Origin of the sequence: Mucilaginibacter sp. UYCu711, from assembly GCF_050433825.1 — a bacterium.
Lineage (GTDB): Bacteria > Bacteroidota > Bacteroidia > Sphingobacteriales > Sphingobacteriaceae > Mucilaginibacter.
The window spans coordinates 295,375-312,223 of the sequence record NZ_JBNPWM010000003.1 but is presented as its reverse complement, the minus strand read 5'-3'; the positions used below and the strand labels follow the sequence as shown (position 1 = coordinate 312,223).

Sequence of the window (16,849 nt, the reverse complement as noted above, 5' to 3'; positions counted from 1 at the left end):
GTATCTTTCTTGTTACATTGAAGTGTTAATTGTATACTTGTATAAACAAGCCAATTAATTAAACTAAATGTCGTTTACCCCTCGCATTTCACTAACTGTGATTGTTTTCGTAATCATATGCCTAATTGCAGCATGCCAAAAAGACACATCGATCCCCGCTGTAAGCGGCACATCAGAATCAGGTAATACCGCACAAGTAGTATCAAACACTACCGGTCTGCAAGCAACCAATACCGTAACAGCAACTACCAATAGCTCAGAAACAGCCCGTGTTAATACATCTGCAGCCATTTGTTGTAAAACAGAGAATGTAATAATTGTAGTTATAGACGGCGCCCGCTATAGCGAAACCTGGGGTGATTATACCCGTCAAAACATCCCGAACCAATTTAATTTATACTTTAAAGGTGTAATGCTTAATAATTTCCATAATATGGGAACCACAAATACTGATTCCGGGCATGACGCTATTAGCACAGGTAATTATGAGGATTTAGAGAACAACGGACATGTATTACCTCAATATCCGTCTATATTTCAAAGCTTCCTTAAATCTACCGGCAAGCCAGCCGAAAAAGCCTGGGTAGTAGCATCTAAAGACAAATTGCAAATATTAGGTAATTGTACACAAGAAGATTGGAAGGGTAAATATATGCCTCGTACTGATTGTGGTAATAACGGTTTATTTTCGGGTTATCGACTTGATGATACTACAGTTGTGCATGCTAAAAATGTGCTTGGCCGGTATCGCCCTAATTTAATGCTGATCAATTTAAAAGACCCTGATTATTTCGGGCACAGCAGTTCATGGAGTAATTATATCAAAGGTATTCAATCAACAGATGAAAATATAAGAGATTTATACGACTATATTCAAAATGATGATAACTACAGAGGCAAAACAACCCTTATCATTACTAACGACCACGGAAGGCATTTATCGGGCGTTGCAGATGGTTTTATTAGCCATGGCGACGGCTGCGAAGGATGCAGGCATATCCAGTTTTTAGCGCTGGGCCCTGATTTTAAAGAAGGCGTAGGCTTTCAAACCCCTTACGAACAAATAGACATTAGTGCAACAGTTGCTAAATTGTTAAACTTTAAAATGGAAAGCAGCAAAGGCAAAGTAATGACCGACTTGTTTAAATAGATTGTAGTTTCCCGGCTAACGGACAGCCATATTATAAAACTCTGCGATGTAAGCCACCAAGGTCTTTTGGAGGCGATAGACATTTTTTACTAACAAATTTCTACCAGCAGCCATCTGCACCATAAACTTTTCCCAACTCTTTAGGTTATTAGCTGTGTTTGGCGGCGCTGTTAAACTGCGAAAAGAAAGAACCGCAAGCATAAAAACATATAGATTTTAACAGTAAATTTGGATAACACTATACTTTAAAGCAGTTAAATGAAATTTCAGCAATTATTAGAAGATGTAAAGCAATATGTTTTGGATTATTTCCATGAGCATTATGACCCCGACCTGCTGTACCATGATCTTAATCATACCAAAGGGGTTGTTACGGCAGCTACCCGTATTGCCAATCACTATCAGCTAAGCGACGAGGACTTTTTTGTGGTGATTACATCGGCTTGGTTTCATGATATTGGCTACTTTACCGATAGGGCTAACCACGAAGCTGCAGGTGCGCGGTTGGCTGCCGAATTTTTAAAGCCGTTAAAAGTTAGTGCCACGGTGGTCGAAAAAATTAGCGGTTGCATAATGGCCACCAAAATGCCCCAAAAGCCAACCGGTTTATTGCAGCAAATTATGTGCGATGCTGATCTGTTTCATTTAGGTACCGATGATTTCGCAGATAAAAACAAACAGTTACGTAAAGAGATTGCCGCCGCCAAACACGTTGATATAGATAAACAACAATGGCGTAAAAAAAATATAGAACTGCTGGAAGCACATAACTACTTTACAGACTACGCGCAGTTATTATTGCATGATAAGCAAGAAAGGAACCTGCGTAAATTAAAAGAAAAACAGGCCGACGCAGAAAAAGCCGGGCCAGAAAAAAATAAACAAAACGGTAGGGTAGAACCAACCAGGAAAGAAAAGATAACGGAAGAGATAAAAGAGGAAAAGAAGCAAAAAAAAGAAAAACCAGAGAAGGGAATTGAAACCATGTTCCGAATAACATCGGGCAATAACCAGCGGTTAAGCGATATGGCCGATAATAAGGCGCATATCCTCATTACCGTTAATTCCATTATCCTGTCGGCCATTATCAGTTTGGTTTTGCGTAAGCTCGAAGAGAATAGTTTTTTAGCTATCCCTAGTTTTGTATTGTTAACAGTGAGCTTACTGTCTATGATCTTCTCTATCCTGGCTACCCGTCCGTCAATACCCGAGGGTACTTTTACCGCTAAAGATATCGACGATAAAAAAGTGAACCTTTTATTTTTTGGCAACTTTTATAAAATGGGCCTGCCAGAATACACTGCCGGCATGTTAAAAGTGATGGATGACCGAGCGTTTTTATATGGCACGCTGATAAAAGATGTGTATTCGCAAGGTGTAGTTTTGGGGCGCAAATACCGGTTATTGAGAGTGGCTTATAACATTTTCATGTTTGGGTTAATTATAGCTGTTATTGGATTTATTATAGCTTCTATTTTTCGCGATGCGCCGTTAGTTAGACCATAATATGGCAGAATATACTTTTTTTGACAGGGACCTGAGTTGGCTAACGTTTAACGGACGGATCCTGGAAATGGCCGGCCAGGATGCTGTGCCGCTGATGGAGCGGGTAAACTTTATGGCTATCTTCTCCTCAAATCTGGATGAGTTTTATAGGGTAAGGATGCCGGTTTTACAGGCCATGGATAAGCTGGGCGAGCTCACATCACCCACCAGCGCGGTTGATGACCCGTTGACAATCGCCCAGGAATTGATCAATCATCAGCAACAGCAATTCGGTAAAATATTTAGTGGCGGCGTTGTACCTGCGCTTAAAGAAAATAATATTCACCTGTTACTTAATCAGCCCATCCCGGCTGCATTAATCGATAAAACCAACGACTACTTTTTTAGCCAGGTGATGGCTTTTTTACGCCCGTTTAAATTCTCAGGTAGAAAGAAATTCTTTCCGCAAAATAATGAGCTTTATTTTTTAGTGGTAATTGAAAATGATAAGGGCGAAGAAAAGCTAATTGTACTAAATATCCCTTCGGACGATTTGCCGAGATTTTATAAAGTTGAGGAGAAAGGCAAAACTTATATTCTGTTTTTGGATGATATTATCAGGTACAATCTTGATAAACTATTCAGAGGCGTAACGATAAAGGATTGCTACTCATTCAAAATTACCCGCGATGCCGAGCTTGAGTTGAAAGACGAATATCCCGGGGACCTGTCTGAACAAATTGAAAAGCAATTGCAAAAACGCGACTTAGGTATAGCCACCCGGTTTTTGCACCAGCCGGGTATCCCATTGCGCATATTGCAGATGGTTAGTGATAGTTGGGGGATAGAATCATCAAGTTTGGTTGAAGGGGGTAACTATCATAACCAGAAGGATCTGCTCGGTTTCCCGGTTAGTTCGCCTGCTTTGCATTATGATGAATGGCCAACCATACATAATCGGCTTAGCGCCGATGAATCAATTTTTGATCAGATTGAACGGAAGGACTTGCTAATCAATACCCCCTATCAATCATACGATACCATCCTGCGTTTCTTTAATGCCGCAGCATTGGATGAAGAGGTTGAGGAGATCTATATTACACTATATCGTGTCGCCCGTGATTCGCGAATTGTTAATGCATTGATAAACGCGGTATCGGCGGGTAAAAAAGTAACTGTGCTGGTTGAGCTAAAAGCCCGGTTTGACGAGGCCAATAACATTAAATGGGCCAATAGGCTTAAAGCTGCCGGGGCCGAAATTATTTATAGTGTAACTGCCCTAAAAGTCCATGCCAAAGTCGCCCTGGTAAAGCGTACGGTTAACAATAGGACAAAATATTATGGCTTGCTGGCTACCGGTAATTTTAACGAAAACACCGCTGCTTTTTATACCGATCATATTTTAATAACCGCAAATAAAGAGTTACTGCGCGAAATAGAATTGCTGTTTATTTTTCTTGCTAAACGCGAAAAGCCAAAATCGGCTGAGCTGATAAAGTTTGAGCATTTACTGGTTGCACAATTTAATTTACAGGATAGGTTTTTTGAGATGATTGATAGGGAGATCACCCAAGCAAAGACGGGGCATCCTGCATCTATCCGCATCAAACTTAATAATTTAGAAGAGCCTAAGCTGATAGCTAAGTTGTACGACGCGTCACAGGCAGGTGTAAAAGTTCAACTAATTGTACGCAGTATTTGCCGCCTTATCCCTGGTGTAAAAGGCATGAGCGAAAACATCACTATTAAGCGTATCGTTGACCGTTATTTGGAGCATGGCCGCATTTTTATATTTCATAATAATAACAAACCCGAAGTGTATATGGGCTCGGCAGATTGGATGAACCGCAATATTTACCGACGCATTGAGGTTTGTTTCCCTGTTTATGATGAGCAAATAAAAGCTGAAATAACCGATATAATTAACCTGCAATTGGCGGATAACGTTAAAGCGGTTACGCTTAATGCAAATATGGAGAACGTGCTTATAAAAACAACAACGCCTGTTATACGTTCGCAATATGAAGTGTATAAATACTTAAACGCAAAAGGATGAAAAATTTAAAAGGTATAACATTGGTTTTATTTTTGTTGCTGGTTATGCTTGCCGGGCTGTCATGCATCGAACAAAAGGGCTATACTAACCCGCCGGGATACGATCTGAATAAACCGGTTAAATATATTATGTCAGATGGCTTGTTAGAGATCTCCGGCATTGCATTTCATCATGGTAAAAGTGATTCGCTATATGCCGAGCAGGATGAAAACGGCCGCATCTATTATTTAAAGTTAGGCGATAAAAAGGCGCCGGGTTACTCAAAATTTGGCAAAGCCGGCGATTATGAAGATTTAGCCATTTTAAACGACCAGGTATTAATGCTAAGAAGCGATGGCGTATTCTTTACTTTTCCATTTAACCAGGTGCGCAGCGGCGAGATAGCAAATGTGCAAAAGCAGGAAAATATATTACCAGATGGCGAATACGAAGGTTTATATGCAGATGAAAAGACCAACCAATTGTATGCGCTTTGCAAACATTGCAATGTAGATAATACAAAGAAAAGCAACACCGGCTATATTTTTAGAATGGCAGCTAACGGCGCGGTAAAACAAAGCGGCCAGTTTAGTATCAGCGTAAAAGATATTGAGGCACAATCAGGTCAGAAAAAGGTAGCGTTTCATCCATCGGCATTAGCTAAAAACCAAAGCACCAACGAGTGGTATATCTTGTCGTCGGTTAATAAACTGATTGTGGTTACCGATGCGGCTTTTAAAGTAAAAGGCGTTTACCCTATTAACCCATCATTATTTATCCAGCCTGAGGGAATTGCCTTTGATAACCAAAATAACTTATATATTAGTAACGAGGGAGATAAAATAACGCCCGGTACGGTTTACAAATTTATCTATAAAAAATAGCGTATGGCGTTATATAGATTCCTGTCGATTTTTTTTTTAACCGTTATCGCAGCCAAAGGGTTTGCGCAAGTAAAGCAAGATAGTATCACTATTGCCGTTGGGCCTGAATATGATGAGGCGAATAAAGTGCACCGTTTTTTCTTCGGCGAGAGCTACCGTAAACTTTGGTCGGCGCCGGTTAAGATGCGGGTATTTCATTTATCCAAAGAAAAAGGCGGATTAAAAGTTACCGAAAAAGGCGGCGGTATGCAAACTAAATCATTGCGTTTAGAAGATCCCACCGGCCGGGAATGGGTGATACGTACCATCCAAAAATACCCCGAAAGAGTATTGCCACCGACACTTAGAAAAACTATAGCAGAATCAATCATAAAAGACCAGATAGCAGGTGAACACCCATTTTCGGCTTTAGCGGTGCCGCCTTTGGCTGAAGCATTGGGTGTGCCTCACGCTAATCCGGAAATTGTATATGTTGCTGATGATCCTGCTTTCGGTGAGTATCGCAAAGATTTTATTAACCAGGTTTTTTTGTTTGAAGAACGCGAGCCATCGGACGCCAGGAAAACTGATAATTCTGAAAAAGTCGCCGAAAAACTAAGAGAAGATAATGATAATACCGTAAACCAGAAGACCGTATTAAGGGCCAGGTTACTGGATATGTTGGTGGGTGATTGGGACCGCCATGAAGACCAATGGCGCTGGGAAAAGAAAAAGACGGATAAAGGCAGCGTTTATGAACCGGTACCGCGCGACCGCGATCAGGTATTTTACACTACTGGGGGCGTTGCCCCGTGGCTGGTATCAAGATATTTGCTGATGGCTAAGTTTCAGACTTATGAGGATCATATCCGGTCTATTACCCGCTGGAATTTAAATGCCCGTAACTTTGACCGCTATTTTTTAAACGAGTTAAACGAAAAAGATTGGGAAGAACAAATTGCCTTTGTACAAAGCAAACTAACTGACGAATTATTAACCAGCGCTGTCAAGCGCATGCCCGATACGATTTATAAATTGTGCGGGCCAGACATAGTTAGCAAATTAATACACCGCAAAAATATCCTGAAAGAACAAGCTATGAACTACTACCGCTTTTTATCAAGTAAGGTAGAGGTGTTGGGTACAGATAAACACGAAAATTTTGACATTACCAATGAGCCTGATGGCAGCGTTAAATTAATCGTAAACAAAGTAAATAAAGAAGGCGAAAAGGAACGGGTTATGTATGACCGAACTTTCGATCCAAAAGTAACTGATGAAATCAGGCTGTATGGGTTTGCTGATAAGGATGTTTTTGCGGTACACGGTAATGGACATTCGCCGATAACAGTACGAATGATAGGTGGTGATGATAACGATACTTTTGCTATAGACAGCAATATAACCGGCAGGGGTAACCGCTATATTTATGATCGGTCGGACGAGAAAAACGAGCTGCCGGCAAAAAACCAGGTACATCTACTAACCTCGACCGACACTACGGTTAACCAATACAAAAAGAAAAACTTCGCTTACGATTTCTTACAACCATTGTTTTTGGTGAGTTATAATAAGGACTATGGCGTGCAGCTTATAGGCAAGTTTGTTTATCAGAAACAAGGTTTTAGGAAAGAGCCTTACGCTTTTAGACAGAGCATGACTATTAATTACGGATTGGGCGTAAGCTCGTTGATTGTAAATTACAATGGTGAGTTTAAAGAATCAATCGGAAATAACGACCTTGTGATAAACGTACTGAACAAAGGGCCTAACTATACAAGCAACTTTTTTGGTGTAGGTAATAATACTGAATTTGTTGACGAAGGCCATAAAAAGATTCGTTACTATCGCAACGTTTATAACTATATTAATGCTGATATCCGCTTGAGGCGTACTTATGATAATTGGACAGTAAGCGCCGGCGTTGCTGCCCAATATTATAACGGCGATGAAGATAGTAACAACGGCCGCCTGCTTAATGACTATGATGCGCAACATCCGGATCAAAACGTATTTGGCCAACAGGCGCTTGCCGGTTTGGTGTCAGATATCACACTTGATACCCGCGATAAAAGTTTGGTGCCGCATAGTGGTATCCTTTGGAAAACCAGCTTAACCGGCATGAAAGAATTGAACGTCAATGCACATTCGTACGGGCAAATAGTTTCTGAGTTTAGTTTCCTGTTAAACCCCGATAACGAATCAAAACTGGTATTTGCTGATAGGATTGGTGGCGGCACAACTATAGGTAATGCAGCTTATTACCAACAATTAAAATTGGGCGGTAACGCTAACTTACGAGGGTTTTATACCTGGCGCTTTACCGGCAAAAGCATGGCTTATAATAATTTTGAAGTACGGGTTAAGATAAGTGATTTTGCATCGTACCTGTTACCCGGCACCTTAGGTATGATTGGGTTCCATGATGTTGGCCGTGTATGGACACCGGGCGAAATATCAAGCACCTGGCATAATGGTTTTGGTGGCGGTTTTTATTTTGAGCCGGGCGAGCTATTATTAGTACAGGGTGTTGTAGGCTTTTCAAAAGAAGGGGCTTACCCTTATGTGTCTGCCGGGTTTAGATTTTAACCAAGCTGATTGTACAGGTAGTTGTATGACTTGCCGCGTTGCGACAACAACTCAGAGCTATGTATTAAACCTACTCTTAACGCTTTTAAACCGGCTACCCCTTGTAGTTCTTCAACCTCAAAATGCTCTATATGGTCGGCCAAAATTCCAGCTTTTTGTAAGATATTTATATAATCCAGGTATTCTTCCTCCTCTTCGGCTTTCGCATAGATAATGGTTATTTTGCCCTGTTGGGTAATGCGTTCGTTGCTACCCTTAATATGGGCTTTGTCTATACGTTTTTTAATAACCTCATACCTGATGTTGTAGGCGCCATCAACGTCAAAGTGTTTCTCATCCATCCTGAACCGGATGGCGATAGGCGTACCAAAAACCAATATCAATGAAGTAACACCCAGTTGATATGGCAACACATTTTTCAGATCATATTGCTCCACTTCCATTTCGGCAATAACCCGTAGCTGCCACAAGCGCAGGCGATGCAGATCCCGGATAGTAAATTCTTTTTCTGGGGCAATTGTGGCGCCTATGTACATATTATGCTCTACGCCATCGGTTTTAAACCGCTCATAATAATGCGGGAAAAACGCCTGTATCTCTGCCTGCCGTTGATCTAATATACTGGCCAGCTTTTGGTTAATAAGCGACAGCGTTTTATCATAATTGCGCCGGTTGGTATGGAACTCGCCGGTTAGCTGATCAACCTGTTTAAAATAGTTATCGATTTTTGCCCGGAGTGTTTTACCTGTGTTAACTGCGGCTAATAATATTGGGTGCACATTATCTTCAACGTAATGCTGAATAAATTGCTCTGTATCTGCCCTGATAGTTATCGCCAGTTCATTTGTAAAAGTTTTCAGATCAAATAATAGCTGTTTAACAGGTAATCCGCTGTCAGCCTTACTTAGCCCCTGTAAAATATTGATAAGCTGGTTAAGTTGATTACGCAAGTCATTACTCACACTAAGGTTGCGGGTAACGGATGATTCGCTGATGTCAACCTGTCCGTAAAGCGGGTACACCTCTTTAAACTTTATCTCTTTTAAGGCATAGGTTAATCCCGCATTGGTATCTTGAATATAGTTCTGTGCCTCGCGCTTAAACTTCCAGTATACGCTTGGATGTAAGGTGGTGTAGTAACTTTGTATAACAGACCTCACCCTGTTTTCCAGTTCATGCACTTTACGATCAACGGTATCAACCAAAAACGGCATTACAATTTCAAGCCTATTGGCCGTAACGCTGTTTAACTCGCGCGGCCGCGGCGACACCAGTTCCAGTATTCCCAATAAAACATCGTCTTTAATAACAGGCGCCAGTATAAAGCTTTGGATGCCTTGTTTTTTAAAATGCTCTCCTAAATTCCCGGGATTTTGCTTAATATAAGTATCAACATTTGAAACAGCAAAGTAAGTGTGCTGCTTTACAATGTTTTGGTAGGATTCTCCGCAAAGTATTTCGTTGGTATCGCAAGCTTCAATGGAGGGCAATAAAAAGCTCTGCATATCAGGCCCAAACTTTACGCTCATAAATTTGTCTTCGTTCTGGTTAAACAAAGTAAATCCCATGCGCAGATCAGGTATACCATACATCGACTGGAAAATGGCTATCAAGCTCTTCTTAATCTCGGGCGAAGTATAATCGCTCAATAAATTACTCTTTAAAGTAGAAAGCGCATTCTCAACAGTCACATCTATCAATGTCATCAAGCCAAAGCCTTTAATTACATAGCTGCCTATCGGGAATTTTTCTTTCCAAAGCTCAATGTCGTTATAGTTATCCATCAGCTCATCAATGTCATCCTGGGTTAACTTCGGGGCTTCATCGGTAGCAAATACCTCTATAAAATCTGCATTGTATAGTATCCGGTAATGTTTTATAACGCCATTTTTTGTGGGGATATCATAAAACATGGGTTTACTAAAATCAAGCATCGTGCCATAGACCCTGGCCAATATCATGCAGCAGCTTAGCACATATAGCTGCAAATCATCAAAGTCGCGAATGTTTATTTCAAACCCAGGCCCGGCATCTTTCAAGATATTTTTAAATCGTTGCGAATGATTAAAGATTAGTCCCTGGTAAGGGATGCTTACCGCTTTTATCTCGTTTAAAGTTAATGCTTTAGGGAATAGGTCGGCCAACAGATCAGCTATCAATTCGGTATTTTCAATAATTTGTTCTTCGGACGTAATTCCGTTGCACAATTCGGGGTGCTCATTAACCCGTGCCAACAATGCTTTGGCGTTTATGCCGCTTTGGCCGGTATCGGCTTTGGCAGTCTCTTCCAAAGCCTCAATTATCTTGTGGAACGAAAGCTGTAACCTGAAGGGCTTATCTATAAACTGCGAAAACATAAAGCTGATGTGATATGCAGCAAAATTACCAAAATATAACGGTATGTGATAGTGTTGTCATTGCTGACGGCCGGAAGCGAAATTTTATAGCATCCTATTGCAAAATAATGTTCAGGTCACAGTAGGCAATATCAGCAAAACTCCTCAAGCCATGCAAACGTTTGCACAATAAAAGTTTTGTAAATAGCTTGATACGGTCGCAATTAATGCCTGTGTGCTGTTAAATAAATATAAAATAATTGTAAGTTTACGCTTACCAATTAGGCTCACATAAACCAACAACTAACATTAATCCGATGTTTAAATTCACTATGTTTAGAAATCTCCTTTTTTTGGGGTTGATATTTTTAGTTTTTACCGGTAGCACCGTTAAAGACACTACCGCAGCCGACCCGAAATGGGAGCAGCTTTTTAACGGCAAAAACCTTAACGGCTGGCATCCTAAAATCCGCTATCACGATCTGGATGATAATTTTAACAATACCTTCAGGGTGGAGAACGGCCTGCTTGAAGTAAGATATGATCAGTACGATAAATTTAATGAGACCTATGGTCATTTGTTCTATAAAAAGCCATACTCGTATTATCTGATAGCTGTTGAATATCGTTTTGTGGGCGACCAGTGTAAAGGCGGCCCCGGTTGGGCGTTCCGTAATAACGGGATTATGATCCATGGGCAAGCGCCTGAAACCATGAAAAAAGACCAGGATTTCCCAAATTCAATGGAAGTGCAATTACTGGGTGGGACAGGCAAGGGCAATCGCTCTACTGCGAATTTATGTACCCCGGGTACACAGTTTGAAAGAGATGGCAAGATCATAACCCAGCATTGCACCGACTCGAAATCGCAAACTTATAATGGCGACCAGTGGGTGCGGGTTGAAGCGTTGGTATTGGCCGATTCGTTGGTGATACATTATGTAAACGGCGAGGAAGTAATGCGGTACGAAAAACCTCAGCATGACCCGGCTAAAGGCGAAAAAGAAGGCGAATTTTTAAAAAGCGGCAGTATCTCTATCCAAGCCGAAAGCCACCCGACCGATTTCAGAAAAATAGAGATCATCGATCTTGAAAAATATGCCAAAAATCCGGCTAAGCTTAAAGCCGTGGTAGATAAATTAATGTCAACAAAAAGAGTAGCAGCACAATAATAAATACATCATGTTAAAAGTAACCGTAAGTTTTCTATCGGCCCTGACCGTTTTTTTAGGAGTAGGCCGTTTTTTTGAAGCACCAAAACCTAAGTTTGTTAATCCACCCGAACTGACCATTACACAGTTTGCCGGCCCTGATCTTACCCCAAGCCCTGCTTGTTTAGCAGTAGCCGCAACCGGCGAAGTGTTTGTAGGCGTGGACATGATAGGGTCATTAGGTAAGGACCCGGGCAAGGGCCGTATCATGAAATTGATAGATAGCGACAACGACGGCAAAATTGATAAGCATACCGAGTTTGCTATGGTTGATAACCCGCGCGGCATCATTGCCAGCGGCGATAAGGTTTATGTATTGCATACCACTTTCTCTAAAGAAACAGGCAAAGCTACCGGTATGGACCTGGTGGTTTTTGAAGATAAAAATAACGACGGCGTAGCCGATGGCCCTGAGAAACCGCTTATCCAAAACTTTAGCAACACCAAATACTTGCAGGAACGTGGTACTGACCATGCCACTAACGGCATCCGTATGGGTATTGATGGCTGGATCTATGTAGGTGTGGGCGATTTTGGTTTTCATAACGCTGTAGATCGTTCGGGCAAAAAAATGACCATGCTTGGCGGTGGTATTGTACGTGTACGGCCTGATGGTACCGGTATGGAGGTTTATACCCACGGCACACGTAATGTGTATGACGTAGCGATAGACCCCTTCATGAATATATTTACCCGTGAAAATACAAATGACGGCGGCGGATGGAACATCCGGTTTTCGCACAGTATCCAAACCGGTGAATATGGCTATCCTTTATTGTTCCAGCATTTTACAGATGAAATAATCCCTGCCCTGGTTGATGTTGGTGGTGGGTCTGGTACAGGTTCTTTATATTTTGACGAACCGAACTGGCCGGCAAAATACACCAAAGTACCTATGATGGCCGATTGGGGACGCAGCATGCTATACATCCACCGTGTAACACCTGACGGCCCAACTTTTACCCAAAAAGACGAGGAATTTATAAAACTACCGCAGATCACCGATCTTGATGTTGACGGTTCTGGCAGGCTGTATTTATCTGCGTGGGATGGTGCCGGTTATAATGGTAGCCCAAGCAAAGGTTATGTAGTTAGAGTTGTACCTAACGACTGGAAGTACACCGCCTTTCCTGAGCTGGCTAAATTGTCGGAAAAAGAATTAGGCGACCTGCTTAAATCGCCAAGTGCGGTGGCACGTTTAAATGCATCGCAGGAGTTATTAAGGCGCCCGGCTGCACAGGCAGCTGCGATTGCTTTAGCTATTGCTACAAACAAAGGGCTTACACTTGAAAGCCGCGTAGCTGGTGTTTATACTTATGCTCAGACCGCTGGTATAAATGGTATTGCTACATTAACCGCTTTAGTTAAAGATGCAGATTTAAGAGAGTTTGCTTTGCGTGCAATTGCTGATCGTAAAGAATTTGCATCAAAAGTTTCTATCGCCCCATTTTTAGCAGGATTAAATGACGCTAACCCACGGGTACATGCCGCTGCAATTATAGGCTTGGGCCGTTTAGGCAATGCTGCGGCTATCCCGGCTTTATTAAAAACAAAAGTGCCGGCATCATTTGTAACACCTGCAAAAGGTGTTGCCGAAGGCCCGCACGCTACGCCAAACTCGCCAATAATATTACCCCATTTAGCGGTACGCGCCTTATTAGCGCTTAACGCTACTGATGCTTGTGTTGCCGCAATTGGTACACCAAACTCGACACTTGGTTTATGGGCATTGCGTTATATGCACAACCAAAAAGCGGTTAATGGTTTAATTGCTGCATATAAACGCACCGCTAATCCAAAACTAAAAAAAGACATTTTAACTACCGTTTCCCGTCTTTTTAGGGAAGAAGCGCCGTACGATGCATCATGGTGGTGGGGTACCCGCCCGGACTCACCGGGCCCGTACTATAAAGCCGACCTGTGGGCAGGCTCGCCAACTATCGAGGCTTTTCTGAAAGGCGAGTGGAAGAAAGCCAATGCAGGCGGTAAAGAGTATCTAACCTATCTTAACATCCGTCATCGTATGGCGATAGCCGAATTTGGCGGCGAAGAGGAAAAACCTGTTGCTTCAAATGAGCCAAAGATAGATCTGGAGAAAATTAAAAATAAGAAAGGCCAGGTTGGTAAGGCATCTATAGAAGATGTTATGCTTGCCATTTCAAAATTAGAAGGCGACCCGGTAAAAGGCCGTGCATTGTTTACCCAGCAGGGCTGCATTAGCTGCCATACGTTAGACAGAAGTGAGAAGCCAAAAGGCCCTTTTATGGGGCAGATAGGCTCGATCATGACACGCGAGCAGATAGCTGAGTCGATATTAAAACCAAGCGCGTCTATATCGCAAGGCTTTGCTACCAATGTAATAACTGCCAAAGGCGATAAAACCTATATGGGCTTTGTCACCTCAGAAAGCGCCGACCGCTTGGTAATGCGTGATATTACCGGTACCGTATTCACCGTTAAAACAAGCGATATTATCTCGCGTAAAGAAATGGAAACCTCCATGATGCCGGTAGGTATGGCCAATGCCTTATCATACCAGGAAATGGCATCGCTGGTTACTTTCTTATCTCAACAGAAAAAATAAGTACCTAATATTGTAATATAAATAGCCCGTCCCAACGATAGTCGGGACGGGCTATTTTGTTTTTAACAGGATAAATTTCTTTTTATTCGCCAATAGCACCCGTTTTAACTTCGCCGGCTTTGGTATAATTGGCCATAACAACACCGGTTGATGTAATGGTGCTGTCTGCTAATGTAAACGCTGCAGGCATAGCTTCATCATTAAACAAACGCTTGCCCTTACCAAGCAATACGGGATGGATCATCAGCCAAAACTCGTCAACAAGATCATGCTTTAGTAATAGCTGTACAAGTTCGCTGCTGCCCCAAATTTTGATATCAGCACCTTCTGTGTTTTTTAGCTTTTTGATATCGTCCACAGTGCTTAAAAACACACAGTTTTGCCAGTCTGTTTTTGTGCGGGTGGTTGATAATACGTACTTGGTTACCTCATTTACACCCGGCCAGCGTTCGCCATTTTGCGGCCAGTAATTTTCCCAGATATCAAATGTTTTTCGGCCCAGCATTAGGTCCGCCGGTTCCAGTATTTTTCGCATCGTACTACCTGACGATTCGTCGCTGTAAGGCGCTACCCAGCCGCCATATTTAAAACCGTTTTCGGTATCCTCTTCCGGTCCGCCCGGTGCCTGCATTACGCCATCTAATGTAATGAATGATAATACAATGATTTTTCTCATGATAGCTGTCTCCTTTAACTTGTTTTAAACAGATTGATTTGAAATTTGATTTGTTACGATACAAATGTCAGGAAAGATAGCAGGATGCGTGAGGTGTGAATGTGACAAATGAAAGGGTTAAAGGTGACAAGCAAAAAAGCGCCCGGCGTAGCCAGGCACTTTAAAATTTAAATCGGCTCCCAAAGGGCCGCTTTTTACTCGGTTAAATTTACGCGTTATAATTTGGGTCAAATTCCACGATCCATTCAATACCATACTTGTCTCTAAACATTCCGGCGTAGGTACCCCAGGGACTGTCGCCGATGGCCCCTTCAATGTCTCCGCCTGCTGATAGTCCGTTAAATATTTTGTCAGCTTCTTCACGGCTTTCAGCGCTCGCTACTATTTTGGACCTGTTTTCGTTCTCGTTTACCCGCCCCATAAATTCGGGAACGTCATTGGCTATTAACATGTTGTGTTTACCAAGCGGCAAGGCAATGGTCATTATTTTGTTCGCTTCCTTTTCTGGTACCGAAAATTCGGCGCTTGCCAGGTCCTTAAAACGAATGATCTTTGCGAATTCGCCGCCAAAAACCGATCTGTAAAAAGTGAATGCTTCTTCAGCATTTCCGTTGAAGTTGATCCAGGTGTTAATTGTTCTCATGATTTTTATTTTAAATGTGCTGATAAATTTCCTTTATTGTTTTTCCGATAAGGTTGATAAGAGATTTTCCAGGTTTGTTAATGTCATGGTAAAGCCTATTTTGAAGCCCTCCAATAATTTTTCCAGTCGCTCAAACGATTCATTAAAAATGATAATGTCAACCCTGGCGATACCATTTTGCTCGCTGAAATTGTAATCCCATTCAGAACCCGGCAGCTCACGGTTTTCGTCTTTATCTGAAAACGCGTTGTACATCTTAAAATTGGTTTTAGGGGTGATGGAAGTAAATTCCTGTACCGCCCAACGCTCCCGCCCGTCGGCGCTTATCATCGCGTAAAATCTCCGCCCGCCTACTTTAAAATCCATGTACTTGGTTTTGGCACGCATAGGTGCAGGTGCTCCCCATTGGTCCAGTAATTCTGCTTTGGTAAACGCGTCCCATACTAATGCCTGCGGGGCATTAAATTCCCTGGTGATGTATACCGTTTTCGCTGTCTTGTCAACGTTAAAATCAAATAGCAAATCGTTGTTCATTAGTTCTGTTTTTTAATTGTTGTTAATAATTGGTCGAGTTGGTTAAATTGAGTTTCCCAGTTTTGCCTGAATTGCGCTAACCAATGGTCAAATTCCTGCATCTTTTTCGCGTTAAAGTGATAGTAAATTTCCCGGCCACTTTGCTCGGGTTTGATCAATTCGCATTCGTGCAATACTTTAATATGTTTTGATACTGCCTGGCGGGTCATATCAAATTTTTCGGCCATTACATTTGGTGTCAACGCATGGATGGCAAGTAAAGTTAAAATAGCCCGGCGTGTTGGGTCGGCTATGGCCTGGAATATATCTTGTTTCATTTTTTATTAATTACGCAACCTTCAGGTTGCAAATATATATGCAACTTTTGAGTTGCGCAAATATATTTGTATTTTTTTGCCGGGGTATAATGGGGAAGGTTAGGTAATTGGCATTCGAACTTTATTGATCATCTCAATATAAGATGGTGTTTAGATTTTAATAAAATATTTAGAAATTCTAAAAAAAAATGTAGTTCCTGGTGTTCATTTTCAGCATTTTACTTATTTTGCGAAATGGAAAATCAACCCCCAGTTAAGAAGCCATGGGTAACCCCAACGATCACCTTAATCACTTCAGGATATATCGAGGCCAAGAGTCAGATTAATTACGAGGAGAAAACTTTTATTAGCTCACGGCCACTTCCGTCGTCCCCGGCCTTTAATCAGCTGTTTTTTCAGAAGGCCCCTGGGGGTGGCATTGCTGGA

Annotated in this window: 12 protein-coding genes; 7 read left to right on the top strand and 5 right to left on the bottom strand. The window is 41.8% G+C overall.

Annotated features, from left to right (window positions below):
• Positions 1-67: 67 nt before the first annotated feature.
• The 5 genes from ABIB50_RS08620 (at position 68) to ABIB50_RS08600 (ending at position 8,122) form a co-directional block, all read left to right on the top strand.
• A complete protein-coding gene (locus ABIB50_RS08620) occupies positions 68-1,150 on the top strand; it encodes an alkaline phosphatase family protein (protein WP_429378946.1) in 1,083 nt (360 codons plus the stop codon).
• Positions 1,151-1,408: 258 nt separating this feature from the next.
• Positions 1,409-2,656 (top strand): Pycsar system effector family protein, encoded by a 1,248-nt coding sequence (locus ABIB50_RS08615; protein ID WP_429378944.1) that lies wholly within the window; start codon positions 1,409-1,411, stop codon positions 2,654-2,656.
• 1 nt (position 2,657) lies between these two features.
• On the top strand, positions 2,658-4,691 hold the full coding sequence (gene ppk1 / locus ABIB50_RS08610) for a polyphosphate kinase 1 (protein WP_429378942.1): 2,034 nt from the start codon (positions 2,658-2,660) through the stop codon (positions 4,689-4,691).
• On the top strand, positions 4,688-5,554 hold the full coding sequence (locus ABIB50_RS08605) for an SdiA-regulated domain-containing protein (protein ID WP_429378941.1): 867 nt from the start codon (positions 4,688-4,690) through the stop codon (positions 5,552-5,554). The genes ppk1 and ABIB50_RS08605 overlap by 4 nt, the downstream gene beginning before the upstream one ends.
• A gap of 3 nt (positions 5,555-5,557) precedes the next feature.
• Positions 5,558-8,122 (top strand): BamA/TamA family outer membrane protein, encoded by a 2,565-nt coding sequence (locus ABIB50_RS08600; RefSeq protein ID WP_429378939.1) that lies wholly within the window; start codon positions 5,558-5,560, stop codon positions 8,120-8,122.
• On the opposite strand, the gene ABIB50_RS08595 is transcribed toward ABIB50_RS08600, so the two are convergent.
• Positions 8,119-10,479 (bottom strand): GAF domain-containing protein, encoded by a 2,361-nt coding sequence (locus ABIB50_RS08595; protein ID WP_429378937.1) that lies wholly within the window; start codon positions 10,477-10,479, stop codon positions 8,119-8,121. The genes ABIB50_RS08600 and ABIB50_RS08595 overlap by 4 nt on opposite strands.
• Before the next feature lie 311 nt (positions 10,480-10,790).
• Here ABIB50_RS08595 and ABIB50_RS08590 point away from each other — a divergent pair, with 311 nt between their 5' ends.
• Both ABIB50_RS08590 and ABIB50_RS08585 read left to right on the top strand, forming a co-directional pair.
• Complete coding sequence (locus tag ABIB50_RS08590; protein ID WP_429378935.1) at positions 10,791-11,630, top strand: 3-keto-disaccharide hydrolase; 840 nt, start codon at positions 10,791-10,793, stop codon at positions 11,628-11,630.
• A gap of 10 nt (positions 11,631-11,640) precedes the next feature.
• Positions 11,641-14,253 (top strand): DUF7133 domain-containing protein, encoded by a 2,613-nt coding sequence (locus ABIB50_RS08585; protein ID WP_429378933.1) that lies wholly within the window; start codon positions 11,641-11,643, stop codon positions 14,251-14,253.
• A gap of 82 nt (positions 14,254-14,335) precedes the next feature.
• Here the strand turns inward: ABIB50_RS08585 and ABIB50_RS08580 are convergent, their stop codons facing one another.
• The 4 genes from ABIB50_RS08580 to ABIB50_RS08565 form a co-directional block, all read right to left on the bottom strand.
• Positions 14,336-14,929, bottom strand: a complete 594-nt coding sequence (locus tag ABIB50_RS08580; protein WP_429378931.1) for a dihydrofolate reductase family protein — start codon at positions 14,927-14,929, stop codon at positions 14,336-14,338.
• 208 nt (positions 14,930-15,137) lie between these two features.
• Positions 15,138-15,572 (bottom strand): VOC family protein, encoded by a 435-nt coding sequence (locus tag ABIB50_RS08575; RefSeq protein ID WP_429378929.1) that lies wholly within the window; start codon positions 15,570-15,572, stop codon positions 15,138-15,140.
• A gap of 33 nt (positions 15,573-15,605) precedes the next feature.
• The gene (locus tag ABIB50_RS08570) at positions 15,606-16,106 is read right to left on the bottom strand and encodes an SRPBCC family protein (protein WP_429378927.1); all 501 of its coding nucleotides are present in this window, start codon (positions 16,104-16,106) and stop codon (positions 15,606-15,608) included.
• Positions 16,106-16,423 carry an ArsR/SmtB family transcription factor gene (locus ABIB50_RS08565; RefSeq protein WP_429378925.1) on the bottom strand — a complete coding sequence of 106 codons (318 nt, stop codon included), beginning with the start codon at positions 16,421-16,423 and terminating at the stop codon, positions 16,106-16,108. The genes ABIB50_RS08570 and ABIB50_RS08565 overlap by 1 nt, the downstream gene beginning before the upstream one ends.
• Positions 16,424-16,849 lie beyond the last annotated feature (426 nt).